23 protein-coding genes and 1 riboswitch are annotated in these 23,194 nt (G+C 60.5%); of the genes, 10 read left to right on the plus strand and 13 right to left on the minus strand.

Features of this window, described 5'->3' with window-relative positions; translation table 11 throughout:
* Positions 1-22 precede the first annotated feature (22 nt).
* Positions 23-664 (plus strand): GntR family transcriptional regulator, encoded by a 642-nt coding sequence (locus NL154_RS10885; RefSeq protein WP_210631095.1) that lies wholly within the window; start codon positions 23-25, stop codon positions 662-664.
* Positions 665-835: 171 nt separating this feature from the next.
* Here the strand turns inward: NL154_RS10885 and NL154_RS10890 are convergent, their stop codons facing one another.
* The gene (locus NL154_RS10890; RefSeq protein WP_434734033.1) at positions 836-1,366 is read right to left on the minus strand and encodes a ribonuclease H family protein; all 531 of its coding nucleotides are present in this window, start codon (positions 1,364-1,366) and stop codon (positions 836-838) included.
* A 151-nt stretch (positions 1,367-1,517) separates the two neighbouring features.
* Here NL154_RS10890 and NL154_RS10895 point away from each other — a divergent pair, with 151 nt between their 5' ends.
* The gene (locus NL154_RS10895; RefSeq protein ID WP_434734034.1) at positions 1,518-2,114 is read left to right on the plus strand and encodes a demethoxyubiquinone hydroxylase family protein; all 597 of its coding nucleotides are present in this window, start codon (positions 1,518-1,520) and stop codon (positions 2,112-2,114) included.
* Positions 2,115-2,216: 102 nt separating this feature from the next.
* Here the strand turns inward: NL154_RS10895 and NL154_RS10900 are convergent, their stop codons facing one another.
* The 3 genes from NL154_RS10900 to NL154_RS10910 all read right to left on the minus strand — a co-directional run bounded on the left by NL154_RS10900 (position 2,217) and on the right by NL154_RS10910 (position 4,262).
* Positions 2,217-2,588 (minus strand): VOC family protein, encoded by a 372-nt coding sequence (locus tag NL154_RS10900; RefSeq protein WP_210631092.1) that lies wholly within the window; start codon positions 2,586-2,588, stop codon positions 2,217-2,219.
* A 79-nt stretch (positions 2,589-2,667) separates the two neighbouring features.
* Positions 2,668-3,903, minus strand: a complete 1,236-nt coding sequence (locus NL154_RS10905; RefSeq protein ID WP_434734035.1) for an RNA polymerase sigma factor — start codon at positions 3,901-3,903, stop codon at positions 2,668-2,670.
* On the minus strand, positions 3,900-4,262 hold the full coding sequence (locus NL154_RS10910) for a YciI family protein (protein WP_210631090.1): 363 nt from the start codon (positions 4,260-4,262) through the stop codon (positions 3,900-3,902). Before NL154_RS10910 ends, NL154_RS10905 begins: the two co-directional genes overlap by 4 nt.
* A 259-nt stretch (positions 4,263-4,521) precedes the next feature.
* On the opposite strand from NL154_RS10910, the gene NL154_RS10915 reads away from it, so the two are divergent.
* Complete coding sequence (locus NL154_RS10915) at positions 4,522-5,619, plus strand: DUF2865 domain-containing protein (protein ID WP_221147605.1); 1,098 nt, start codon at positions 4,522-4,524, stop codon at positions 5,617-5,619.
* A gap of 3 nt (positions 5,620-5,622) precedes the next feature.
* Here the strand turns inward: NL154_RS10915 and bluB are convergent, their stop codons facing one another.
* Positions 5,623-6,312, minus strand: a complete 690-nt coding sequence (bluB, locus tag NL154_RS10920) for a 5,6-dimethylbenzimidazole synthase (RefSeq protein WP_221155811.1) — start codon at positions 6,310-6,312, stop codon at positions 5,623-5,625.
* A gap of 42 nt (positions 6,313-6,354) precedes the next feature.
* Positions 6,355-6,541, minus strand: a riboswitch (cobalamin riboswitch).
* A gap of 321 nt (positions 6,542-6,862) precedes the next feature.
* On the opposite strand from bluB, the gene NL154_RS10925 reads away from it, so the two are divergent.
* The 3 genes from NL154_RS10925 to NL154_RS10935 all read left to right on the plus strand — a co-directional run bounded on the left by NL154_RS10925 (position 6,863) and on the right by NL154_RS10935 (position 10,780).
* Positions 6,863-8,740: a methyl-accepting chemotaxis protein gene (locus NL154_RS10925; RefSeq protein WP_434734084.1), complete on the plus strand. Its 1,878-nt coding sequence runs from the start codon at positions 6,863-6,865 to the stop codon at positions 8,738-8,740.
* Between the two features lie 58 nt (positions 8,741-8,798).
* Positions 8,799-9,380, plus strand: coding sequence for a hypothetical protein (locus NL154_RS10930; protein WP_210631087.1), 582 nt, complete (start codon positions 8,799-8,801; stop codon positions 9,378-9,380).
* A gap of 332 nt (positions 9,381-9,712) precedes the next feature.
* Positions 9,713-10,780 carry a 3-deoxy-7-phosphoheptulonate synthase gene (locus tag NL154_RS10935; RefSeq protein ID WP_434734036.1) on the plus strand — a complete coding sequence of 356 codons (1,068 nt, stop codon included), beginning with the start codon at positions 9,713-9,715 and terminating at the stop codon, positions 10,778-10,780.
* 226 nt (positions 10,781-11,006) lie between these two features.
* Here the strand turns inward: NL154_RS10935 and NL154_RS10940 are convergent, their stop codons facing one another.
* From NL154_RS10940 to NL154_RS10950, 3 genes are all read right to left on the minus strand, one after another.
* Complete coding sequence (locus tag NL154_RS10940) at positions 11,007-11,573, minus strand: hypothetical protein (RefSeq protein WP_221147638.1); 567 nt, start codon at positions 11,571-11,573, stop codon at positions 11,007-11,009.
* A gap of 89 nt (positions 11,574-11,662) precedes the next feature.
* Positions 11,663-12,493 carry a TolB family protein gene (locus tag NL154_RS10945; protein WP_434734037.1) on the minus strand — a complete coding sequence of 277 codons (831 nt, stop codon included), beginning with the start codon at positions 12,491-12,493 and terminating at the stop codon, positions 11,663-11,665.
* Between the two features lie 26 nt (positions 12,494-12,519).
* Positions 12,520-14,199 carry an NAD+ synthase gene (locus tag NL154_RS10950; RefSeq protein WP_434734038.1) on the minus strand — a complete coding sequence of 560 codons (1,680 nt, stop codon included), beginning with the start codon at positions 14,197-14,199 and terminating at the stop codon, positions 12,520-12,522.
* A 189-nt stretch (positions 14,200-14,388) separates the two neighbouring features.
* Between NL154_RS10950 and NL154_RS10955 the strand changes: the two genes are divergently transcribed.
* A complete protein-coding gene (locus NL154_RS10955) occupies positions 14,389-14,919 on the plus strand; it encodes a DUF1003 domain-containing protein (RefSeq protein WP_221164513.1) in 531 nt (176 codons plus the stop codon).
* A 17-nt stretch (positions 14,920-14,936) separates the two neighbouring features.
* Here the strand turns inward: NL154_RS10955 and NL154_RS10960 are convergent, their stop codons facing one another.
* Complete coding sequence (locus NL154_RS10960) at positions 14,937-15,338, minus strand: GFA family protein (RefSeq protein ID WP_210631080.1); 402 nt, start codon at positions 15,336-15,338, stop codon at positions 14,937-14,939.
* 306 nt (positions 15,339-15,644) lie between these two features.
* Here NL154_RS10960 and NL154_RS10965 point away from each other — a divergent pair, with 306 nt between their 5' ends.
* Entirely contained in the window at positions 15,645-17,483 is a 1,839-nt protein-coding gene (locus NL154_RS10965; protein ID WP_434734039.1) for an ABC transporter ATP-binding protein, read from the plus strand.
* 54 nt (positions 17,484-17,537) lie between these two features.
* Here NL154_RS10965 and NL154_RS10970 read toward each other — a convergent pair whose 3' ends face one another.
* Positions 17,538-18,911, minus strand: coding sequence for a class II 3-deoxy-7-phosphoheptulonate synthase (locus NL154_RS10970; protein ID WP_434734040.1), 1,374 nt, complete (start codon positions 18,909-18,911; stop codon positions 17,538-17,540).
* Positions 18,912-19,099: 188 nt separating this feature from the next.
* Here NL154_RS10970 and NL154_RS10975 point away from each other — a divergent pair, with 188 nt between their 5' ends.
* Positions 19,100-20,389 (plus strand): pilus assembly protein TadG-related protein, encoded by a 1,290-nt coding sequence (locus NL154_RS10975; protein WP_434734041.1) that lies wholly within the window; start codon positions 19,100-19,102, stop codon positions 20,387-20,389.
* A gap of 9 nt (positions 20,390-20,398) precedes the next feature.
* Here NL154_RS10975 and gor read toward each other — a convergent pair whose 3' ends face one another.
* On the minus strand, positions 20,399-21,784 hold the full coding sequence (gor, locus tag NL154_RS10980; protein ID WP_221147597.1) for a glutathione-disulfide reductase: 1,386 nt from the start codon (positions 21,782-21,784) through the stop codon (positions 20,399-20,401).
* 202 nt (positions 21,785-21,986) lie between these two features.
* Between gor and NL154_RS10985 the strand changes: the two genes are divergently transcribed.
* On the plus strand, positions 21,987-22,205 hold the full coding sequence (locus NL154_RS10985) for a hypothetical protein (protein WP_247241728.1): 219 nt from the start codon (positions 21,987-21,989) through the stop codon (positions 22,203-22,205).
* A 39-nt stretch (positions 22,206-22,244) separates the two neighbouring features.
* Here NL154_RS10985 and NL154_RS10990 read toward each other — a convergent pair whose 3' ends face one another.
* Positions 22,245-22,529 carry an acylphosphatase gene (locus tag NL154_RS10990; protein WP_434734042.1) on the minus strand — a complete coding sequence of 95 codons (285 nt, stop codon included), beginning with the start codon at positions 22,527-22,529 and terminating at the stop codon, positions 22,245-22,247.
* A 94-nt stretch (positions 22,530-22,623) separates the two neighbouring features.
* On the minus strand, positions 22,624-23,181 hold the full coding sequence (locus NL154_RS10995) for a DUF2059 domain-containing protein (RefSeq protein WP_210631073.1): 558 nt from the start codon (positions 23,179-23,181) through the stop codon (positions 22,624-22,626).
* Positions 23,182-23,194 lie beyond the last annotated feature (13 nt).

Raw genomic sequence — 23,194 nt, forward strand, 5'->3', positions numbered from 1 at the left:
AAATCGGGCTGGGGAGAACTGCATGAATTCGCTGGAAAGCGGAGCGATGGCGCAAGCACAAGAGCTGCAAACCTCCGATGTGACCGAACTCATTCTCCAGGATATCCTTGCCGGCCGTCTCCCGCCTGGAACCTGGTTGAAGCAGATCGATCTCGAAAGGCGGTATAACTGTACGCGACCCGAGGTCCGCAGAGCTCTCGACAGATTGGTGCAGAAGCGACTGGTGGAGCATGTCCCCAATCGAGGTTATCATGTCCATGAGCAAGACGGGCGCCGCGCCCAGGAGGTCAGCGACATTCGCGTCATCCTCGAAGTCGCCGTCAGCGACCGCATCATCGCGAATGCGAGCGAGACGGATATTGCGAACTTGCGGGTTCTAGCTTCACGCTTCGACGATCTGGTGCTGAACGGCACCATGCTTGAACTTTACGAAGCCAATCTCGCCTTCCACCGCCATCTGCTTGCTCTCGCAGGCAACCAGGAACTCGTGGAACTGATCACGGAGATTCGGCAGCGGACATCCTCTGCGCCGGTGTCGCAGTGGCGAACGCGCGCCCGCATCGAGCAATCCGGTCGCGAACATCAACAGATGGTCGATGCGATAGAGAGACGCGACACCGATGGTCTGATGGAGCTGACGCGCAGGCACATTCTTCAAGCTTGATCGGCCTCGATGACGCGGCAGCTGTTGCTGGAACTTGGGATAACCGGAAATCGCTGGAGGGTGCATTTTTCGCCACCTCCGGCATGACCTCGTGGCTTTTATGCAATGGAACCGCCTGGAGTTTTGGCGCCGTGCCATCTCAACCATCCGCAGCCAGTTGATATCCCCATATCATGCACCTCGTACCGACAGCCGCCCTCCATCCGCAAGCTCATCCGCGCGTTCGTTGCCGGCTATGCCGGAATGGCCCTTGCACCAGGCAATGGTCACCAGGGCGTTCTGGGAGAATTGAAGATCGACCGCTTTCCAGAGTTCCGCATTAGCGATCGTCCGGCTTCGGGCGTTCCCATTCGGACTGCTTTTCTTCCAGCCGTTATTCTTCCAAATGTGCCGCCTGTCGTTGCAGCCTTTGACGGCATAGATCGAATCCGACCAGATGGTCGCTGCTTCGCCCGTTGCTTCGCTATTGATCCACATGATTGCCTTCAAGACGGCGGTCAATTCCATCGAATTATTGGCGGAATCACGCATACCGCCGAAGCTGGACGCGATTTCCGCAACCTCGCGATAGGCGACGAAGGCCCAGCCTCCGTGCCCGGAACCGGGGTCATAACAACCGTCCACAAAGACGTGGAGACCGTGGCTATTCGGTAGTCCGGCCGTCGTTGTGGGGGAGCCTAGCTCATTGGAAATGCCCGCCATTTTCGCCTTCGCTGCGCCCCGCCCGGACCGGCGCGATTTGCGACGGCCACCCGAAGCCGACATTGGAATTGAACGTTCCCTTGTGTCAACTATTGACGACCGTGGGGCCGACAGCGCCTACTGCCGATGGGAAACTGTGAGGGGCAGCGCCATGGACAATCCGTTGAGCAGGGCCGGCAAGCGGGATCATGCCGTAACCGTTCGCCGTATTCTCAAGGTCAATCACGCCGGCGAATTCGGCGCAATTCGCATCTACGGGGCACAGATCTGGATGGCCCGTCGGCTGTTTCCTGAGATCGGGCCCGCACTTCGCGAAATGCGGGACGACGAGATCGAGCATTGCCGCCTGTTTCGCGACGCGATGCCATCCAGGAATGCCAAGCCATGTCGCGTCACGGCATTCTGGAGCCTCGGCGGTTATCTGCTCGGTTTCCTGACGGCCCTCGGCGGGCGTAACATGGTCTGGGTCTGCACCGAGGCGGTTGAAAGCACAGTTCACCGCCATCTCGAAGATCAATTGATCTTCCTCAAGAGCCGCGATCCACAGCTTCACGGCCTCATCGCTTCGATCCAAGAAGAGGAGTTGGCGCATCTCAGGGAGGCTGAGAGGAACCAGACGAAACGCGGCATCGGCCACGCCCTGCTTCTGCCAGTCATCGCCGCGCTCACGGACCTGATGATCTGGCTCTCGACATGGGGAGACTCAAGCTGGATGCGTGCCGAAATAGCCCGCTCCAAGGGTGTTTGATGGTCTGGCAGCCGCTTCTGGCGCCATTCAGTCATCACCGGTCTTGGCCCAAAGCAGGCATTGCTCTGGGCCAAAGGGCTCAATGGTCTGGAGACGGCGAAGTCAGTTCTTCGCAGGGGGCTTGGGAGGCTCGGCCAGGTTGATCCGGTTGCCCTCACCGTCGAATATCTGAGCCACGAGCCCAAAGTCGCCTTCGATTTTGTTGGCGAGTTGCAAGCCCTGACGCGAAAGCCTTTCGAGCTCAACCTCGAGCTCGCGGACGACGATCGTTATGATCCCGTTGCCGGCGCGTTTGTCATCCTTCCAGACCTGCAGGCCGGCCCCGCCCATGTTACGCCACTGAGCCATGCCCGCTATCGGTTTGCTATCTGCGGGGCGTCCCATGAGCTTTTCATACCAGATGAGCGCCTCGTCAAAGTTGGAAACGGTGGCGGAGGCGAAGATGCTCTGGACAGTTATTGAAGTGGTGGTCATGTTGTACTCCTTGTTGGACAAACGGATGTCGTGCAGGAGTTCTCGATTTCGACAGGCCGCGCAAAAAAGCTTGCGGTCATCACAAAACTTTTGAGCGCTGTTCTTCGAGGTGGCGCCGTTCTGCCTCCGACCAACACAATCCGATAGCGACGGTGAAAGCTTCCGCCGCCTCGACATGCCTGCCTAGCTCGGCGCAAATCTGCGCGCGGGCCGTCCAGTACGGCAGGTACTCGGCCATTCGCGGATCGCCGGCAAGCGCATGTATGTCACCAAGAGCCGCGTCTGCCTGCCCTATCCGCACGAGAGCCACGGACCGATTGAGCGTCACGACGGGCGACGGAGCAATCCTGCCCAGCACGTCATAGAGGGAAACGACGTCCTGCCAGTTTGAGATGCCGCTCAAACGGCGCGCGACATGGGCAGATTGGATGGCCGCCTCTATCTGGTAGCGGCCAGTCGGACCCTTTGCGTTGGCGTCTCGCAGGAGACCCTCGGCGAGGCGCAATTGATCGTGATCCCAAAGTCCGACATCCTGGCTGTCCAGCGGTACGAATGCACCGTCGGGGGCCCTGCGGGATGATCGCCGCGCCTCCGTATAAAGCATCAGCGCAAGAAGACCTTTCGGCTCCGGCTCATGCGGAAGCAGGGATACAACCACGCTTGCAAGCCAGATTGCCTCTTGTCCAAGCGCTTCCGCCCTGTCGATGTCCATCCACCCGCTGGTATAGGCGGCGTAGATGGAGGCGAGTATCGGCGGCAGCCGGTGCGATAGTTCCTCCTTTTCCGGCACGAGGAACGGAATTTTCCCATCCCTGATCCTCGCCTTGGCTCTTACGAGCCTCTGGCCCATGGCCCTCGGAGAGACGAGAAACCGCGCGGCGATGTCTGCAGCGGTCAGGCCCAGCACGGTCTGGAGGATCAGCGGCGTTCGCGCGGAGGCATCGATGCCAGGATGTGCGCAGGCAAACATGAGCGCCAGTCGCCTGTCCGCAATTTCCTCATCCATTTCCGCCGCTGCCGAGAGTTCCTCGGCGATGAGGGTAAGACGATCGGCGCTCTTCGCCTTCACTTTGTCCTTGCGCCAGTCGTCGAGCTTGCGCCTGCGCGCGATCGTCAACAGCCAGGCATCGGGGTTATCGGGCACGCCATCGACAGGCCATTTTTCGAGAGCCGTGAGGAAAGCAGTCGCGAGCGCATCCTCGGCGGACGCGATATCACCCAAGCGCGCGCCAAGATAGGCGACGAGGCGACCATAGCTCTCGCGCGCCACTCGCTCTGCTACACCTCGGGCAACGGTGGAACCCGAAACCGTCATCCTGCATGTTCCGACGCATCCCTGATGCGACGAACCTCAACCGTTCCCCAGGACGCAGCAGGGCAGCGCGCCGCCCATTTGTTGGCTTCGTCCATATCGGCAACGTCTATGATAAAGTACCCACCGAACTGTTCGCGAACATCCGCATAAGGGCCGTCCAGAACACTGACGTCATTCCCTTGAACGCGAACGACACTCGCCTCAGAGGAACCGACCAGGGCATTGCTGGAGACGAATGCTGCCGCTTTCTCCAGCGCTTGCTGATAGGCATACATCTGGCCCATGAAGCGCGCCATGTCCTCGGGCGCTATGGACTTCCCGGCAGCTTCGTCCGCATGCAGCATCAGCATGTAGCGCATTTGCTTTATCCCCAGTGAAAACCAATCCCCAGCAGGAGCGAGCTGGGAGAATAACAATTCGGATGAAGAAGGGAACTGCTGTTAACGGCTGCAGTGTCCGTCGCCGGGGCAACGCTGTTGCCCGCATCTTCTGGATAAAATCCCGAAAATGCGCTAGGAATTGATCCAAGCTTATTAAGAGAAATACCTTAAGAGACAAGGTACGGCGAATGGACGCCACCTTTGACCGATCGACACTTTCTCACTTCCGGACGATGCCGTGAAACGCCGAAACCTGTCTCTTGCTCTTGTGCTTGCGCTGGCATCGCCGGCTGCCGCACAGAGCAGCGCCGTCTGCAACGACCTGCGTGGTCGCCTGGCCGACCTACCACGATCGATCGGCAACAATAACGGGCAGGAAGCGCGCCAATATGCCAGCGCAATCGCCGAGCAGAACCTCGAGCTGCGCAAGGTCCGCAACGATCTGCGCAGCTATGGCTGCACCTCGGGTAGCATGGTGGTGATCGGCGGCGAGAATGCCGATTTTTGCGCCGAGCTTTCTGATGCCGAAGCCCGGATGGTCGACAATATCCGTTATCTCCAGGATCAGCGCGACGAGTTGCGCAGCCAGGCCGGCGATGACGACGCGCGCCGGGAATTGACGGCGGCCCTCGAACGCAATGGCTGCAGCAGCGACAATTTCTATGCCCCGACCGAGCGCAGCGCCAGCGATCCTGCCCCAAGCGTCGAGGAACAGGCGATGCGCACCGACACCTTCATCCCGCTTGGCGGCGGTGAAGAGGCCGATCCATTTTACGGCCTGCCGAGGGCCGAAATGTTTTCGCCGGTCAGCACCATTTGCGTTCGCAGCTGCGACGGCGGCTTCTTCCCGATCAGCTCGAACACCACCTCGGTCGATTTCGGCCGCGATGCGCAGACCTGCGCCAAGATGTGCCCCGGCATCGAGACCGAGCTCTTCTATCGCGACGTGACCAGCACCGAAGCCTCGAACATGATCTCGGTCGCAACAGGCGCGCCCTATAGCGCCATGAAGAACGCCTTTGCCTACAAGAACCGCGCTCCCGGCGAGAAAAATACCTGCGCCTGCAATCTGACCGCCTATTACGAGGAGATGCGCGGCAAGCAGACCCTGAGCGAACCGCCGCAACAGGGCTCGATCACGACGGTCCGCACCAATCCGCCGGCGAAAGATACTGCGGCAGCAGCAGTCCCGCCGCAGCCATCCGTTCCCGAGCGTCCCTACGACCCCACGCAGAACAAGGTCCGTCAGGTCGGCCCGCAATTCCTTGCTGGCGACCAGGGCTCGATCGACCTTGCCAATCCGGCGACGCCGGGCCCGCAACCACAACAGCAGTAATTGCTAAGGGTCGTTGCGTCCCCATCCGTCGTGGAAAACCAGTTCCTCGAGCGGCAGCCGCTGCCGCCAGCCTTTGACCGAGAGTTCCGGTTCATCATAAAGCCGATCGACAAAGCCGGCGCAGAGCCAAGCGACCACCTCGATATGCTCGGGTATGCCGAGAATTGATTTCAGGTCGCCTTCACGAAAGATGCTGACCCAGCCGATGCCGACCCCTTCGGCGCGGGCCGCAAGCCAGAGGTTCTGGATGGCGCAAACGGTCGAATAGGAATCCATCCGCGGATTGTGCGTCCGTCCCAGCACCACGCTGCCGCCGCGAGTGGGATCGCAGGTCACGCATATGCCGAGCGGCGCCTCCACGATGCCTTCGAGCTTGAGGGACCGATAGGCCTGCCGCCGCTCGCCTTCGAACATCGACGCCGCCTCTTCGTTGGCCTTGGCAAAGGCGTCGCGCACGCGCGCACGGACAGCTGGACTATTCACCAGAATGAAATTCCATGGCTGCATGAAGCCGACCGACGGCGCATGATGGGCGGCTGTCAGGAGCCGCGCCACGACGTCGTCGGGCAACGGATCGGGCAGGAACTGGCTGCGCACGTCACGCCGCGTCATGATCGCGTGATACACGGCTTCGCGCTCGGCCAGCGAAAAACCGGACGCCGCCGAAAGGGCATCCGCATCAAAGGGTCGCATCGTCAAATCCCCAACAACGCAACCGCCCGCCGTCCGCGCGGGTTGGGTCTATCTCGCCAGGCCGGTCTTCTGACTTGGCTTCATCCATCTGCCGCAGCCTTCCCGGCAAAAGCCAGTGGCGCGATGAAGCGGCAGACGTCGGCCTTACAGCGTTGGGCACGTTCCGGCCTTGCACCGGATTCCCGATTCTCCCGCCTGGACGGCGGGCACCTGACGGCGCATCTATTTCAGGAAAACGACGCGGCGGCAAGTGCACGCAGACCGAACCTGAAACCAGGCTGCATATGGCTGATCGAGGGGCGGATCACCGGGCAGACAACCCCCTCCTCGGCGATCTTTTGGTCGCAGGAGGAAACAGCCTCTGTGTGCCCGCCCATCCTCCTCTACTTTATGATTTATTCACACATCAAATCCACACTGCCTTTGCGCGTTTTGGGTCGCAAACTCCGACATGGGCATGAGCGCTCGTGATGTGACCGTCAGCGTCGATGCCGTGCTGATATGCCGGTCGCGAAGATGGTCGACCGAGCCGCAATTCCAGGCTCCACGGATGTTCCAATTCTTGAAAACGATGCCCCTGACAGCCAAGCTGGCGGCGATTATCGTTGCCGTCAATCTCTGCGGCATTTCCGCCTTGGCCACCTATACATGGATGTATGAAACCCGGGCGCTGGTTGATGGCGCCCACGCAAATTGGTCCAAGGATGCGAAGCAGTTTGCATCTCTGGCCGCCGGCGGCGTCAAATGGGGCAAGGCGAACGCCGTTCGCGAGGCTTATTCGCTGTATCGTGACGATCCCTCGCTCGATCTTGTGCAATTTGCCGCATTCAACGCAGAGCTCGCTGCCGTCGACAGCTGGACCCGCGACGGCGTTTCCGGTTTGCCAACGCCGGCCGACCTGGCGACCCGCCTCAGCGCAAAACCCGACAAAACGACGATCGATGACAGCGGAATGTCCGCCGGTTTGGTCACGATTATCGCGCCGCTGCCGCTGGACAAGTCGGGCAAGACAACCGGCTACATCGTCACGAACTGGTCTGTCGAAAAAATCACGTCCGAAGTCCGCCAGAAGGTCCTCGTTTCGCTGCTCACGCAGTCCGCCATCACCGTTCTCGCCGTCATCGCTTTCCTCCTCGCCATGCGCAGCCTCGTTGGCAGGCCGCTCAGGATCCTCAGCAAACGAATTGGCGCGCTGCAGAATGGCGACCTCGCCTCCTCCGTCGCCTACAAGGAGAATGGCGACGAAATCGGCTTCCTCGCCCGTGCGCTGGAGGTCTTCCGTCACGAGGCGATCGCAAAGGTCGAAAGAGAGCAAGTCACTGCCGAGCAGACCGCCTCGTTCGACGCCGAACGGGCCCGCAACGCATTGCTGACGGAAGAATCCGGCAACAGGCAACGGCTGGTGATGACCACTCTTGCGAACGCATTGGAAAGACTGGCCGCCGGCGACTTCTCGATCCAGCTTGCCGATCTCGGCCCTGAATTCGATAAATTGCGGCAGGACTTCAACAACATGGTCCAGGCCGTCGCAGCCGCGCTGACAGAGATAAAGATCGCTTCCGTCGCGGTTGAGGGCGGATCGAGCGAGCTGGCTTCCTCCGCAGATCAGCTGGCCAAACGGACCGAACAGCAGGCGGCAGCACTGGAACAGACCGCTGCGGCACTAGATGAAGTGACGACGACGGTCAAAACATCGTCGCAGCGGGCTGAAAATGCCGGACAATTGGTCGAGGAAACCAAGCGAGGTGCTCACGTCTCGGCGACGGTGGTGCGCGACGCGATCGGCGCGATGGACCGGATCCAAACCTCCTCCAGTCAGATCGGCCGCATCATCGGCGTCATCGACGAAATCGCATTCCAGACGAATCTGCTGGCGCTGAATGCCGGCGTCGAGGCCGCACGTGCCGGCGAGGCCGGCAAGGGATTTGCGGTTGTCGCACAGGAGGTTCGTGAACTCGCCCAGCGCTCGGCAAATGCGGCAAAGGAAATCAAGAACCTGATCAACGTTTCCGGCCAAGAGGTTGCTGCCGGCGTCGGGCTGGTGAACGAGACTGGCGACGCTCTCCTGAAGATCGAGGAGCAGATCAACCGCATCAGCGACAGCATCGCTACCCTCGTTCAGTCCTATCGCGAGCAGGCGACCGGTCTGCAGGAAATCAACGGCGCGATCAACCAGATGGATCATGCGACGCAGCAGAACGCGGCCATGGTCGAAGAAACGAACGCGGCCTGCCAAGAGCTGCTGTCGCAGGGACGCCGGCTGCAGGATTCGGCCGGCCGGTTCCTCGTCGGCGCATCCTTGGCGAGTCAGCCGAGGCCGGTCCAGCCGAGCGCCAGTCAATCTCGTCCGGAAACCAGAACCGTCGTGCCGCGGCTTGCAGGAAATGCAGCCGTTGCCGCTTCTCCCGGTGCCTGGGAGGAGTTCTGACGCCGCCCCCCCGACGAGACTTTATTTTTCAGCAACTGATCACAGGAAGGGAACAGTTATGAAGAGAGTTGTGACCGCATTGCTTTTCACCTCTGCCGCTATCGTCGCGCCCATGAGCGTATCGATGGCTGAGGATGCCAAGCTTGCCCCTATCGCCGACTACGTGAAGAGCGACGTGAAGCCCTGGCTGAACGATCCCGCCATCATCGAGGCCATCAAGGCGCAGGACACTGCGAACGCCAAGCTGAGCGAAGCCGACATCGACGCTCTCGACAAGAAATGGCGTGGCGAGGTCGACGGTTCCGACCATTCCATGATCGATGGCGTGCTTGGCAATCAGCTGTCGAAATTCCTTCAGGCGAAGAAAGAAGCGTCTGGCGGCAAGATTACCGAGATCTTTGTCATGGACGCAAAAGGGCTGAATGTCGGTCAAAGCGACGTCACCTCCGACTACTGGCAGGGCGACGAGGCGAAATTCCAGAAGTCCTTCGGCGCCGGCAAGGATGCCGTCTTTGTCGACGAGATCGAAAAGGACGAATCGACCCAGACACTGCAGTCGCAGGCAAGCATCACGATCTCGGACGAAGCGGGAACGCCGATCGGCGCGGTCACCGTCGGCGTGAACGTCGACGCCCTCTGATTGCGGCATGCGCATTTTTCGCGCGAATTATAGACCATATGGCCCGGAAGTGGACGCTTCCGGGCCATAGGCTTTGCCTCCCGAACCAGGAAGCCGCTCCCTTGAACGGTGATTTCAGCTTGCAAATTTTGCGTGACAATGGACGGCGGCGACGCTACATACGCGCCATGTCCACGACTTCAATCTACGCCTCGCGATTTTATTCGTACCGCTGCTCTCAGCGGATGCGGGTCCGTGCGTAACTGAATTCGACGCGACGACCACCCGAACAGCCGCTAGTCTACCTGGCGGCTTTTTTGTTCCGCACGGTATGACCAAACAGGAGCCATGCCGTGTCCGATACCATCGATGATCTGCGTATCCTCGAGATCACCCCACTGACCAAACCCGCCGATATCATCGCGGAAATTCCCCGAACCGCTTCAGTCAGCGAGACGGTGACCAGCAACCGCAGTGCCATCCACCAGATCCTCAAGGCTGAAGACGACCGCCTGATCGTCGTCATCGGCCCCTGCTCCATCCACGATCCGGTTGCCGCGCTCGAATATGCCTCGCGGCTGGCCGAGCAGCGACAGCGCTTCTCCAGTGATCTGGAAATCGTCATGCGCGTCTATTTCGAAAAGCCCCGCACCACCGTGGGCTGGAAAGGCTTGATGAACGACCCGCATCTCGACGGCAGCTACCGTATCGAGGAAGGGCTGAGAATAGCGAGACGCCTGCTGCTCGACACCAACGCGATGGGCCTTCCCGCCGGCGTCGAATTCCTTGAGACGATCACGCCGCAATACATTGCCGACCTCGTCAGCTGGGGCGCGATTGGCGCGCGCACGACCGAGAGCCAGATCCACCGCCAGCTCGCCTCCGGCCTCTCCTGTCCGATCGGCTTCAAGAACGGCACCGACGGCGGCGCACGCGTCGCGCTCGACGCGATCCTGGCCGCTTCACAACCGCATCACTTCCCGGCCGTCACCAAGGACGGACAGGCGGCAATCGCTTCGACAAAGGGCAATGAGGACTGCCACATCATTCTGCGCGGCGGCAAGCGGCCGAATTACGAGGCGGCTGATGTCGAAGCCGTCACAGCGGAATGCCTTAAACTCGGCGTCGTCCCCCGCATCCTCATCGACGCCAGCCATGCCAATAGTGGCAAGGATCCGATGAACCAGCCGCTCGTCGTCCATTCCGTGGCCTCGCAGATCGCCGCCGGAAACCATCATATCAAGGGCATGATGGTAGAAAGCAACCTTGTCGCCGGCCGCCAGGATCTCGTTCCCGGCAAGCCGCTGGTCTACGGCCAGTCGATCACCGATGGCTGCATCGACTGGGATATGTCTGTTGGCGTGCTGGAAGATCTGGCGAAAGCTGCCCGCGAGCGGCGCAAGGCAGCCGTCGCAGCCTGACAGACAACATCAAGCACGGCGAGCAGACCCACCGCCTAACAGGGCGGTGGGGCCAACCCCGTTATCTCACGGCTACGCCTACCGGATACGGCTCATAACTCACGCCCAGTTGATCGATCCAAGTTCCGATTTGAAACTGGCACGAGCAACGTGGGTTACTAACCCACCGCCCGCCATCATGGGTGGGGTCCGGGCCTGATCAGCAGCACGCGGAATAGGAGCAGATTTAATAGAGCAGCCATGGATCCGTTGAATCGGGCTCGTGTTCAGTCGCGACCCTGTAATAGGTACGCATATCGTCGCGCTCTTTTTCGTAAGTCCACTTCAAGCCCCATCTGCATTCGTCCGTCATGCACTCACGGCTCTTCGATTCGAACATATCGAGTTGAAATTCCTCGCCATTGATTTCGCCGGTGATCGAGCCGGTTTTCCCCTTATCCTTCGATATGAGTTCAAACGCCCCTGCTCGACCATCCAGACAGTAGATCTTCCCGCGATAGGTTCGCTCGCCGGTCTCCAGCTTCCAGAAATTTGTCTTCACCTGCGACACGCTGTAGCGACCCTTGCATTGCTGCCTTTCGGCCGAGCCAATCTCAATCGTTCCCCCCGTCTGCTCACTCTCGTTACTTGCGATCACCTTTCCGAGCACCGGAGTACCCGTTGCGAGGTAGCTTCCCTCGACCCCGCGGACAAAAAGATATGAACATCCTGCGAGCGTGAAACCCATTCCCACCACGGAGCCGGCGATCGTGAAACCACGCAGCGTCCACGCCCATCTCAAGACAGCCAGCAAGTCTATACCTCCAGATTCATCCTCAGTAGGCGGTCTCTCGATATCATCAAATTCCCACCGCCCCATCATCAAATGGCGGTGCGCCGCTTTCAAGATCTCACCGGAAAATACCTGACATAGGCAAACTCATCACCATCCGGTGACCAGCAGGGCACGTTGATCGTGCCCTGCCCGCCGAAAAGCTCGAACAGCGTCTTCAGATTGCCGCCGTCCATATCCATCAGCCGCAGCCGCACGTCGAGGTCGCGCGGATGGTCGAAAACCGATGGGTCGTAGGACAGGATCAGCACCTTGTCATTGCTGGGTGACGGATGGGCGAACCAGTTCCCTTGATCATCCGAAGTCACCTGTTGGAGACCCGTGCCATCGGGGTGGATGCGCCAGATCTGCATCAGCCCGGTGCGGCTGGAGTTGAAATAGATCCATTGCCCGTCGGCGGAATAATCCGGCCCGTCGTTACGGCCCTCGCCATGGGTCAGCCGCGTCTCGACGCCGCCATCGACGGAGATGGTATAGATATCGAAGAGGTCGTCGCGAATGCCGCAATAGGCCAGCTGACGCCCGTCCGGCGACCAGCCGTGCCAGTAGGATGGCTGGTTTTGAGTGACGAGCCGCGGCGTGCCGCCTTCGATCGGCAGGATATAGATCGCTGACTTGCCGAATTCGGTCTTGTCGGAGATGACGATCTCGGTGCCATCAGGCGAGATACCATGGTCATTGTTGCAGTTGACGGCAAAGCCGGTATCGACCTTGACTACCTCGCCGCCATTGAGCGGCAGCCGGAAGAGCAGCCCGTCGCCGTTGAGCAGGAGATAGGAACCATCGGGCGAGAAGTTCGGCGCTTCCACCAGCCTGTCCGTCTGCCAGACCTCGCGAGCCCTGCCCGTCCTGACATTGTAGATCTCGACCGAGCTTCGCATATTGCCTCCCCGATATGTCGATTACGTCAGCGATCGCGGAATCGGTTGGTGATCGGATAGCGCCGGTCGCGGCCGAAGTTCTTCTTGGTGATCTTCACGCCCGGCGCCGATTGCCGGCGCTTGTATTCGGCGAGATAGAGCAGGTGCTCTACCCGGTGAACGGTCGCGACGTCATGGCCGCGCGCGACGATCTCCTCAACCGCCATCTCCTTCTCCACCAGGCACTCGAGAATATCGTCGAGAACGGGATAAGGAGGCAGCGAGTCCTGGTCCTTCTGATCGGGACGCAGCTCGGCCGATGGCGCCTTGTCGATGATATTCTGCGGGATTACCTCGCCCGACGGCCCCAGCGCAGTCGGCGGCACATTCTCGTTGCGCCAGCGCGCCAGCGCATAGACCTGCATCTTGTAGAGGTCCTTGATCGGATTGAAGCCACCGTTCATGTCACCATAGAGCGTGGCGTAGCCGACCGACATTTCCGATTTGTTGCCCGTCGTCACCACCATCGCGCCGAACTTGTTGGAGATCGCCATCAGGATGACGCCGCGCGCGCGGCTCTGCAAGTTCTCCTCGGTGATACCACTCTCTGTACCCTCGAAGAGGTTGGACAGCGCGCTGCTGAATCCGGTTACTGGCTGCTCGATCGGTACGATGTCATAACGGCAACCGAGCGCCTTGGCGCAGTCGGCTGCATCCTTCAGTGAATCTTCCGAGGTGTAGCGATAGGGCAGCATGACCGTTCGCACCCGCTCCTCTCCGAGAGCATCGACCGCGATCGCTGTGCAGATCGCCGAGTCGATGCCGCCGGAAAGGCCGAGAACGACGGTTTTGAAGCCGTTCTTGTTGACGTAGTCGCGGAAGCCGAGCAGGCAGGCGCGGTAATCGGCCTCCTCGCCTTCGGGGATACGCGCCATCGGCCCTTCGGCGCAGTGCCAACCTGCTTCCCGACGTTTCCAGGTCGTCACTGCAAGCGCCGTCTCGAACTGGCTCATCTGGAAGGCGAGCGATTTGTCGGCGTTGAAGGCGAAGCTCGCCCCATCGAACACGAGCTCGTCCTGGCCTCCGAGCTGGGCGGCATAGATCAGCGGCAGGCCGGTCTCCAGCACCTGCTTCAGCACCACCTGATGCCGGATATCCACCTTGCCTCGATAATAGGGAGAACCATTGGGCGACAGCAGTATCTCCGCCCCGCTTTCGGCAAGCGTCTCGCAAACGCCGAGTTCGCCCCAAATATCTTCACAGATCGGAATGCCGAGCCGCACGCCGCGGAAATTCACCGGCCCCGGCATGGCCCCCTGCACGAAGACCCGCTTCTCGTCGAACTCGCCGTAATTCGGCAGATCGACCTTGTCGCGCACCGCGACGACCTTGCCGCCGTCGAGCACGGCAACAGAATTATAGCGCCCCGTCTCATCCTGCCTGGGGAATCCGATGATGACGCCCGGCCCGCCATCGGCGGTGTCGGCCGCAAGGCTTTCCACCGCGCTCCAGCAGGCGCGGATGAAGGCCGGCTTCAGCACCAGGTCCTCCGGCGGATAGCCGGAGATGAAAAGCTCGGTCAACGCGAGTAGGTGCGCGCCCTCTCGGGCTGCCTCGGCGCGCGCTTCACGTGCCTTGGCAAGATTGCCGGCGACATCGCCGACCGTTGGATTGAGCTGGCCGATCGCGATGCGGAAGATATCGGAGAGAGCGTTTTCCTGTGTCATGTCATCTGTTTAGCCTGCGGCTCCCGTTACCGCAACACGTTCGCGGCCAAAGCGTTGCATCGGGCTCACGAATTTTTTGTGAACAGGCGCGCTGAAGGCTTACGGCACCGATGCATTGCAATTTACCGGCGGAGCGGAATACTGACGCGCGAAAGCGGCAACATCGATAACGGTCATCGGAAACAGGCCATGAATAATCTCTCGAATTTCGTGCACCATCATTTCGACAAACCGGCCGAAGAACTCGGCGACACCGAAAAGCGCGTGCTGGCGAAAGCGCACGAGCGCAAGATCATCTCGACCGACGTCAACGCCGCCTTTTCTGCCGAGGCCTCGTTTGGAGAACGTGTCGCCGACAGCATCGCCCGTGTCGGCGGCTCATGGTCATTCATCCTCGGCTTCCTGGCCTTCCTCGTCGTCTGGACGGTGATCAACACCATCGTTTTGGCGAGTGGCGCTTTCGACCCCTACCCCTTCGTCTTCCTGAACCTGATCCTGTCAATGCTCGCCGCCATCCAGGCGCCCATCATCATGATGTCGCAGAACCGCCAGGCCGAGCGCGACCGCTTCGAGGCCGCCAAGGATTACGAAGTCAACCTCAAGGCCGAACTCGAAGTGCTCTCGCTGCATCAGAAGATCGACATGAGCGTGCTGACCGAACTGACGGCGCTGCGCGAAGACGTCGCGCGTCTCACTGCCGCGCTCGCGACCAAGACCTGACGCGAGGCATCCTCACATCAACCAGGCGGATACCTGTCATATTGCGGCAGACCGTCTGATATCTCGTAGAAATCGCCCTTGTCGGCGCAGTAGATATGGTGGCTGAAGGTGAGGCCGCTCGGTTCGTCAAAAGTGCCCGCCATCACCGAGACTTCCGATCGTCCGTCACCCTGCCAGAACAATGCCGAGCCGCAATTCGAGCAAAAGCCGCGCTGCGCCTCTTCGCTGGACCGATACCAGCGGATGGCCTCTGCTCCCTCGATCGAAAGAGAGGCGCGCGGCACGTTGACTGCGGCATAGTAAAATCCCGTCTGCCGGCGGCATTGCGAGCAATGGCAGCCAACCACCGGTCCTGGCTTCGCCGCGATTGAATATCGCACGGCGCCGCAAAGGCAGCCGCCTGTGTTTTGTTCGCGCATGATCGTTCTCTCCTCGCTCCTGGAGAAAGTGCGGCCACTCGGCCCTGCCGTCAAATCCATTCCCCTGAACGAGCGATCAGAAATCTTGAAGGTGCACGCCAAAAGCGGCACTCGCCCAAGCATGGCTGGCGACCCCTCGCTGTTGCCCATCGACCACACCGGCCCATCTCCTATCGTCACCGCGTTGAACCGGACGCCGTTCTCGGTGATACTATAGCCTCGATTTATTCAACCGCCGGGAGACTGAAATGAGAGCGACCCTGTCCAAACAGAAAGGAAACATCGCCCACAAGGACATTCTGCTTCATGCATACTCCGTTCTCCCGCGCGAGGAAAAGCTCGCGACGCCATAACCTCTTTCTGAACCTCTTCCGGGGCGATTGGAAAGCCGCCGACCGCGAGCGGCGCCGGTCGCGAATGCGCAAATTCATCTCCTATTACCGTCCGCATCTGCCGTTGCTACTTGCGGATCTGCTTTGCGCCATCCTCGTCGCCGGCACGGCGGTTGCCTTGCCGCTCTGCGCCAACATCGTCACGAGCCGGCTTCTTGCTCTACCGGACACCCCGCAGGCCTTCGCTCAGATCCTTGCGATGGGCGGTGTGATGCTTGCCGTTCTCGCGGTCCAGATAGCGGCGATCTTCTTCGTCGATTATCGCGGCCATGTCATGGGCGCCCGCATCGAAGCGACAGTGCGGCAGGAACTCTTCGAGCATTGCCAGAAACTCTCGTTCAGCTTCTACGACCGCCAGCGCACCGGCCAGCTAATGAGCCGCATCACCAATGACTCCCTCTGGCTGGGCGAGCTCTTTCACCACGGCCCGGAGGATCTCTCCATTGCCGTTCTGAAATATGGCGGGGCCATGCTGGTCTTGTTCTTCATCGATCCGCTGCTGGCGACTCTCATCCTGCTGCTCACTCCGGTGGCAGTGGTCTATGCGCTCTATTTCAACCGGCGCATGAACCGTGCGCTCGAAGCCAGCAAGCGGCAGATCGCCGCCGTCAACGAGCGTGTCGAAGATGCGCTCGCCGGCATCCGTGTCGTCCAGTCCTTCGCCAACGAGGCACTGGAACGGCAGCGCTTCGCCGCGCAAAACCAGCGTTTTCTGCAAAGCCGCGCCGAAGGCTACCGCAGCGAGGCGTGGTTTTCGGTCGGCACCGAAACCTTCGCCCAGCTCGTTACCATATTGGTAATCATCGCAGGAGGCTTGCGCATCCTGGCGGCGGACCTGACCGTCCCGGATATGCTGACCTTCCTGCTCTGCGTCGGCGTGCTGGTTGATCCCGTGCAGCGGCTCGCCAATTTCGTGCGCCTCTGGCAGGAAGGCTATACCGGCTTCATCAGAGCCATGGAAATCCTGGAGATCGATCCCGATATCACCGACCGGCCGAACGCCGGTCCGATGCCGGTGCCGAGGGGCGAGATCAGTTTTTCCGACGTCGCCTTCGGCTACGAAGCCGATGGTCCCAGGGTGCTGGAGCGGCTTTCCCTCACCATCGCCCCCGGAGAATTCGTCGCCCTGGTCGGGCCTTCGGGGGTCGGCAAGAGCACGCTCTGCGCGCTCATACCGCGCTTCTACGATATCGACTCCGGAGCGATCCGCATCGACGGAATCGATATCCGCGACGTGACGCTGGCCTCGCTCCGGCGCCATGTCGGCGTGGTGCAGCAGGACGTCTATCTCTTTGCCGGCACCGTCGCGGAAAACCTCCGCTACGGCAGGCCGGATGCGACCGATGCCGAGCTGGAGGCGGCTGCCCGCGCCGCCAATGCGCACGACTTCATCATGGCCCTGCCCAATGGCTATGATACCGATATCGGCCAGCGCGGCGTCAAACTGTCAGGAGGCCAGCGCCAGCGCATCACGATCGCCCGCGCCTTCCTGAAAGATCCGGAAATCCTGATCTTCGACGAGGCGACCAGCGCCCTCGACAACGAGAGCGAACGGGCGGTGCAGCAGGCGCTGCTCACTCTGGCGAACGGCCGCACCACCCTCGTCATCGCCCACCGGCTGTCGACAGTGCGACATGCCGACCGCATCCTGGTCCTGACCGGCGACGGCATCGTCGAACAGGGCACGCATGATGATCTGATGGCGCAGGGCGGTGTCTATGCCAACCTGCACAGCATTCAGGCGAGCATCTGAAGGCAATAAAAAACCCGGCATCGCGCCGGGTTTTTTATCACGTTTCCGGCTGGCTTAGCCGTTTGCAACCATGCGCTTCTCATCTCGGCCGCCCTTCATGCGCTCGGCAAGCAGGAAGGCGAGTTCGAGCGCCTGGTCGGAGTTGAGGCGCGGATCGCAATGCGTGTGGTAGCGGTCCTGCAGATCGTCGGCGGTGACGGCGCGGGCACCGCCGGTGCATTCCGTCACGTCCTTGCCGGTCATCTCGACATGGATGCCGCCGGGATGCGTGCCTTCGGCGCGGTGGATCTGGAAGAAGCTTTCGACTTCCGACAGGATCCGTTCGAAGGGACGTGTCTTGTAGTTGTTAAGCGTGATCGTGTTGCCGTGCATCGGATCGCACGACCAGACGACCTTGCGGCCCTCGCGCTCGACGGCGCGGATGAGGCGCGGCAGGTTTTCGGCGACCTTTTCGTGTCCGAAGCGGCAGATCAGCGTCAGACGCCCGGCCTCGTTCGAGGGGTTCAGAATGTCGATCAGTTGCAGCAGATCGTCGGCCTGCAGCGACGGGCCGCATTTCAGTCCGATTGGGTTCTTGATCCCGCGGCAATATTCGACATGCGCATGGTCGGCCTGGCGCGTGCGGTCGCCGATCCAGATCATGTGGCCCGATGTGGCATACCAGTCGCCCGAGGTGGAATCGACGCGGGTCAGCGCCTCCTCGTAGCCGAGCAGCAGCGCCTCATGGCTGGTGAAGAAATCGGTCTCGCGCAGGCTCGGGTGATTTTCCGAAGTGATGCCGATCGCCTTCATGAAATCCATGGTTTCGCTGATGCGGTCGGCAAGTTTGCGGTAACGCTCGCCCTGCGGGCTGTCCTTGACGAAGCCGAGCATCCACTGATGCACGTTTTCGAGATTGGCGTAGCCGCCCATCGCGAAGGCGCGCAGAAGATTCAGCGTCGCGGCCGACTGGCGGTAGGCCATGGCCTGGCGTTCGGGGCTCGGAATCCGCGACTCCTCGGTAAACTCGATGCCGTTGATGATGTCGCCGCGATAGGCCGGAAGCGTCACGTCACCCTGCTTCTCGACATTCGAGGAGCGCGGCTTGGCGAACTGACCGGCGATGCGGCCGACCTTGACGACCGGCAGCTGCGCCCCGAAGGTCAGCACGACGGCCATCTGCAGGAAAGCGCGGAAGAAGTCGCGGATGTTGTCGGCGCCGTGTTCGGCGAAGCTCTCGGCGCAGTCGCCACCCTGCAGCAGGAAACCATTGCCCTCAGCGACATTGGCGAGATGCTTCTTCAGGCGGCGCGCTTCGCCTGCGAAGACGAGCGGCGGATAGCTGGCGAGAGTGGCCTCTGTTGCCGCCAAAGCGGCTGCATCGGGATATTCGGGAACCTGCAGGATCGGTTTTTGCCGCCAGCTGCTCGGGGTCCAGTTCTCTGCCATCTTACTAACCTCACTCACATCCAATCCTCGGATGCCCTGTCTTAATATCCGGCGGCTTATAGACCTTTAGATCAAGCTTGCAAAGGCCAATCACCGGCCGCTTTAAACCAGCATATACCATGTCGATTTCCCCATATTTCAGATTTTGCATGTAGAACCCGAAGGAGTTTCAACATTGGGGACATGTCATGGCGATCCTTCCGCCCGGCTTCATTTTGGACCGCTCGGGCAATTTCGGCATCATGACCGCATTGCTTATGGTGCCGCTCGTGGGTGCGGCCGGCATGGCGGTGGATGTGGCCCACGCACTGAGTCTGAGGACGCAGCTCTACGCCGCCGCCGATGCCGCTGCCGTCGGTTCGATCGCCGAAAAATCGGGCGCGGTCGCCGCCGCGATGACGATGAGCGGCAACGGCACGATATCGCTTGGCAGCACCGACGCCCGTAACATATTCATGTCCCAGATGTCAGGCGAGCTGACCGGCATTCAAGTCGATCTCGGCATCGACGTCACCAAGGCCGCAAACAAGCTGAACTCTCAGGTTTCTTTTACGGCGAACGTGCCGACCACCTTCATGCGCGTTCTCGGCAGGGATTCGATTACCATCTCGGGCACGGCGACAGCCGAGTATCAGACGGCTTCTTTCATGGATTTCTACATCCTGCTGGATAACACGCCGTCGATGGGCGTCGGCGCCACCGCCAAAGACGTCTCGACGATGGAAAAGAACACCAGTGACAGCTGCGCCTTCGCCTGCCACGAAACTCAAAACAAAAACAACTACTACAATCTTGCCAAGAAGCTCGGCGTCAGCATGCGTATCGACGTCGTGCGTCAGGCGACCAAGGAATTGACGCAGACCGCAAAAGCGACGCGGGTTTCCTCCAATCAATTCCAAATGGGCGTCTATACTTTCGGCACCAAGGCCGAAGATGCGAAGCTCACGACCATATCCGAGCCGACGGATGACCTCGACAAGGTGCGCACCTACACCGACGCCGTCGACCTGATGACCATTCCATATCAGGGCTACAACAACGACCAGCAGACGAGCTTTGACAGCGCGCTGACACAGATGAAAGACATCATCACTACCCCCGGAGACGGCAGCACCTCCACGACGCCGCAGAAGATCCTGTTCTTTGTCTCGGATGGGGTCGGTGACAGCGAGAAGCCGAAGGGCTGCACCAAGAAACTCACCGGCAAGCGTTGCCAGGAACCGATCGACACCTCCTTCTGCAAGCCGCTGAAGGATAAGGGCATAAGGATCGCGGTACTTTACACGACCTACCTGCCTCTCCCGAAAAACAGCTGGTACAATACCTGGATCAGCCCCTTTCAGAGCCAGATCCCGACCAAGATGCAGGAATGCGCCTCGCCGGGCCTCTATTTCGAGGTGACGCCGACCGAAGGCATCGCCGATGCTATGAAGGCGCTTTTCCTCAAAGTCATCCGCGCGCCGCGCATCACCAGTTGAGAGTCTTGCCTAGAAGCGCTTTCCGTCGCGGATTCGATAGCTCGGCGCATACATGGTGACGAGCTCTTCGGCCGCTGTCGGGTGCAGCGCCATCGTCCGGTCGAAATCGTCCTTGGTGCAGCCGGCCTTCAGCGTGACGCCGAGCAACTGCGCCATCTCGCCGGCATCGTGCCCGAGGATATGAGCCCCCACAACCTTTCGGCTCGCAGAATCGACGATCAGTTTCATGATCATCCGCTCGGGCCGGCCGGAAAGCGTCGCTTTCAGTGGTCGGAACTGCGCGCGGTATACTTCGAGCTCACTGTGCCGCTTGCCCGCCTCTTCTTCCGACAGGCCGACGGTGCCAATCTCGGGCTGTGAGAAGACGGCGGTGGGGATGAGTTCATGGTCCGGCCGGGTCGGATTGTTCTTGTACTCGGTCTCGATGAAGCACATCGCTTCGTGAATCGCCACCGGCGTCAGTTGTACTCGATTGGTGACATCACCGAGAGCATAGATATTTTCGACATTGGTACGGGAATAATCGTCGACGATGATGGCGCCGCGCTCGTCGACGGCTACGCCGGCTGCCTCGAGACCGAGACCTTCCGTATTCGGATCGCGCCCGAGGGCCAGCATGACGACATCGGCCTGCAGCGTGCCGCTGTTCAGCGTCTCCAGCACCAGTCCATCGTCGGCCTTGGAAACCTGCCGCAGCGTATCGTGGCAGAGGATGCGGATGCCCTTGGCGACCATTGCCTCGTGCAGGCCCCGCCTCAGATCCTCGTCGAAGCGAGACAGGATTTCGGCGCCACGATAGATCAGTGTCGTCGCCACGCCGAGACCATGGAAGATATTGGCGAATTCGACGGCGATGTAACCGCCGCCTGCGATCACGATCGATTTTGGCAGTTCCTCGAGATGAAAGGCGTCATTGGAGGAAATGCAAAGCTCGTGTCCGGGAAGCGCGACATGCGGGTTCGGGCGTCCGCCGGTCGCGATCACGATCGTCTTGGCCGTCACCGTCTGCCCTGTTTTCACGAGCCGCAGCGTATGGGCATCGACGAGTTCGGCGCGCGTTTCCAGGATCTCGGCATTGGCGCCGGCGAGCCCCTTCTTGTAGAGGCCTTCCAACCGCGCGATTTCCGCATCCTTGGCGGCGACCAGCTTCTTCCAATCGAAGCTGCTTCGGCCGACCGTCCAGCCGAAACCCGCTGCATCCTCGAAGTGCTCGTGGAACTGCGAAGCATAGACGAAGAGTTTCTTCGGCACGCAGCCGCGGATGACGCAGGTGCCGCCATAGCGGTATTCCTCGGCGATCGCCACCTTCTTGCCGAGCGAGGCGGCAACGCGCGCAGCGCGCACGCCTCCGGAACCACCGCCGATGACGAAAAGGTCGTAATCATAGGAAGACATAAGAAGCTCCGGAAGGGAATCGCAGGAAGGACGTTCCTGATATAGGGGCGATCGTCACGAAAACAAAAGCCCCGCTCCCGCGTCTTCCTGTACTCCATTGCCGAATATTGGCCGGAATCTGACCCGGTCACCGTTTACGGTTGACCCCGTCGACGGAGGCTGGCAGGCAATGCACGAGACTGAAAGGATGCCGGAGCAAAAGATGGATCAAACTCTCTTCGCCAACCTGTGCAAGGCCGGCAAATTCAAGGAAGCGCTGAACCTCGCCATCCAGGGCCACGAGAACGAGAAATTTACGCCGAGCCGCTTTGCCATGGACAAGAAAACCGGACTGCCGATCTTCTACCGCGGCAACAAACGCGTGGAGCCGGATGAGACTGGCATGTGGCGATTGGCCAAGAGTTCCAAGGATTGGGGCTGATCGCCAGCAGCGTGTTTGGCTCTCGGGGATTTGCGGCCGTCAGCCGGTAACGCGGAAACCCGTCAGCATATCCTCAAGTTCAGCCGTTTCCGTCTCTATGCTTGAGACCGATGCCCCTGCAGGACCACGCTTCAAGCACTCCAACATCGTCGAGATCGCGCTACCGGCTCCGGCGATCAGAGCGGAGACGGATCCGTCCGCTTCATTGCGCACCCAACCCGTTACTCCGAGCTGCAAGGCCTGATCGCGTGTCCACATGCGAAAACCGACACCTTGGACTCTGCCCGATATCCGCACTCGCACAGCCTCGTAATGATCGGACATGTAGCCTCACCAAGAGCTCGCCGCTATTGCCGGATCCATCATAACAAAAAAGCCCGGGCGATGCCGGGCTTTTGCAAATTCGATGAGGCAGGCCTTACTGCTGGGCAGCGGGAGCCGGAGCAACCGGGCTGTCGGTCGCCGGTGGCGGTGCCTTGATGACCTTGGACAGCTCGGCGTTGCTCTGCTTTTCCAGGTCGCGCGAAATGCCCTGGGCCCAGATATCCGCGGCCTTGGCTGTCTCGCGCGAGGCGACCGGGCCGTCCTTCAGCAGCTTCTTGCCGACGTCGGACGTGTAGAAGGCGGCGATCGCCTTCAGCTCATCGACCGTGAAGGCCTTGGCGTATGTAAGTGCTGCTTCCTTCTCGAGATCGCCGCGGCGCGGCGCCAGTGCCAGCGCCTGCGCATCAACGGTCGACGAGATGATGTCCTGGTAGTTCGGCGAATCCTGGATCAGGCCGGCCTTCAGGCGTTCGGCAAGACCGGGCAGGATATTGTCGAACTGGGCCGTAGCACCGATCGCGTCGATCGCCGCGCGCGCAGCCTTCAGCTGCTCTTCGGAAACTTCCTGCGCCTTGACGGCGGAGCCGAAGGCAAGACCGGAAAGAACCACGGTCGCAGCGGCAAGACGGCCAAGACCTGCAATGTTCATCATGAGTGTATGCTCC

Source organism: Rhizobium sp. YTUHZ044, assembly GCF_051123975.1.
Lineage (GTDB): Bacteria > Pseudomonadota > Alphaproteobacteria > Rhizobiales > Rhizobiaceae > Rhizobium.

Excerpts from the sequence above, each read along its gene's own strand:
- NL154_RS10885 (WP_210631095.1), top strand. The coding sequence starts at position 23 with ATGAATTCGCTGGAAAGCGGAGCGATGGCGCAAGCACAAGAGCTGCAA.
- NL154_RS10890 (WP_434734033.1), bottom strand. The coding sequence starts at position 1,366 with ATGGCGGGCATTTCCAATGAGCTAGGCTCCCCCACAACGACGGCCGGA.
- NL154_RS10895 (WP_434734034.1), top strand. The coding sequence starts at position 1,518 with ATGGACAATCCGTTGAGCAGGGCCGGCAAGCGGGATCATGCCGTAACC.
- NL154_RS10900 (WP_210631092.1), bottom strand. The coding sequence starts at position 2,588 with ATGACCACCACTTCAATAACTGTCCAGAGCATCTTCGCCTCCGCCACC.
- NL154_RS10905 (WP_434734035.1), bottom strand. The coding sequence starts at position 3,903 with ATGACGGTTTCGGGTTCCACCGTTGCCCGAGGTGTAGCAGAGCGAGTG.
- NL154_RS10910 (WP_210631090.1), bottom strand. The coding sequence starts at position 4,262 with ATGCGCTACATGCTGATGCTGCATGCGGACGAAGCTGCCGGGAAGTCC.
- bluB (WP_221155811.1), bottom strand. The coding sequence starts at position 6,312 with ATGCGACCCTTTGATGCGGATGCCCTTTCGGCGGCGTCCGGTTTTTCG.
- NL154_RS10925 (WP_434734084.1), top strand. The coding sequence starts at position 6,863 with ATGTTCCAATTCTTGAAAACGATGCCCCTGACAGCCAAGCTGGCGGCG.
- NL154_RS10930 (WP_210631087.1), top strand. The coding sequence starts at position 8,799 with ATGAAGAGAGTTGTGACCGCATTGCTTTTCACCTCTGCCGCTATCGTC.
- NL154_RS10945 (WP_434734037.1), bottom strand. The coding sequence starts at position 12,493 with ATGCGAAGCTCGGTCGAGATCTACAATGTCAGGACGGGCAGGGCTCGC.
- NL154_RS10950 (WP_434734038.1), bottom strand. The coding sequence starts at position 14,199 with ATGACACAGGAAAACGCTCTCTCCGATATCTTCCGCATCGCGATCGGC.
- NL154_RS10955 (WP_221164513.1), top strand. The coding sequence starts at position 14,389 with ATGAATAATCTCTCGAATTTCGTGCACCATCATTTCGACAAACCGGCC.
- NL154_RS10960 (WP_210631080.1), bottom strand. The coding sequence starts at position 15,338 with ATGCGCGAACAAAACACAGGCGGCTGCCTTTGCGGCGCCGTGCGATAT.
- NL154_RS10965 (WP_434734039.1), top strand. The coding sequence starts at position 15,645 with ATGCATACTCCGTTCTCCCGCGCGAGGAAAAGCTCGCGACGCCATAAC.
- NL154_RS10970 (WP_434734040.1), bottom strand. The coding sequence starts at position 18,911 with ATGGCAGAGAACTGGACCCCGAGCAGCTGGCGGCAAAAACCGATCCTG.
- NL154_RS10975 (WP_434734041.1), top strand. The coding sequence starts at position 19,100 with ATGGCGATCCTTCCGCCCGGCTTCATTTTGGACCGCTCGGGCAATTTC.
- gor (WP_221147597.1), bottom strand. The coding sequence starts at position 21,784 with ATGTCTTCCTATGATTACGACCTTTTCGTCATCGGCGGTGGTTCCGGA.
- NL154_RS10985 (WP_247241728.1), top strand. The coding sequence starts at position 21,987 with ATGGATCAAACTCTCTTCGCCAACCTGTGCAAGGCCGGCAAATTCAAG.
- NL154_RS10990 (WP_434734042.1), bottom strand. The coding sequence starts at position 22,529 with ATGTCCGATCATTACGAGGCTGTGCGAGTGCGGATATCGGGCAGAGTC.
- NL154_RS10995 (WP_210631073.1), bottom strand. The coding sequence starts at position 23,181 with ATGATGAACATTGCAGGTCTTGGCCGTCTTGCCGCTGCGACCGTGGTT.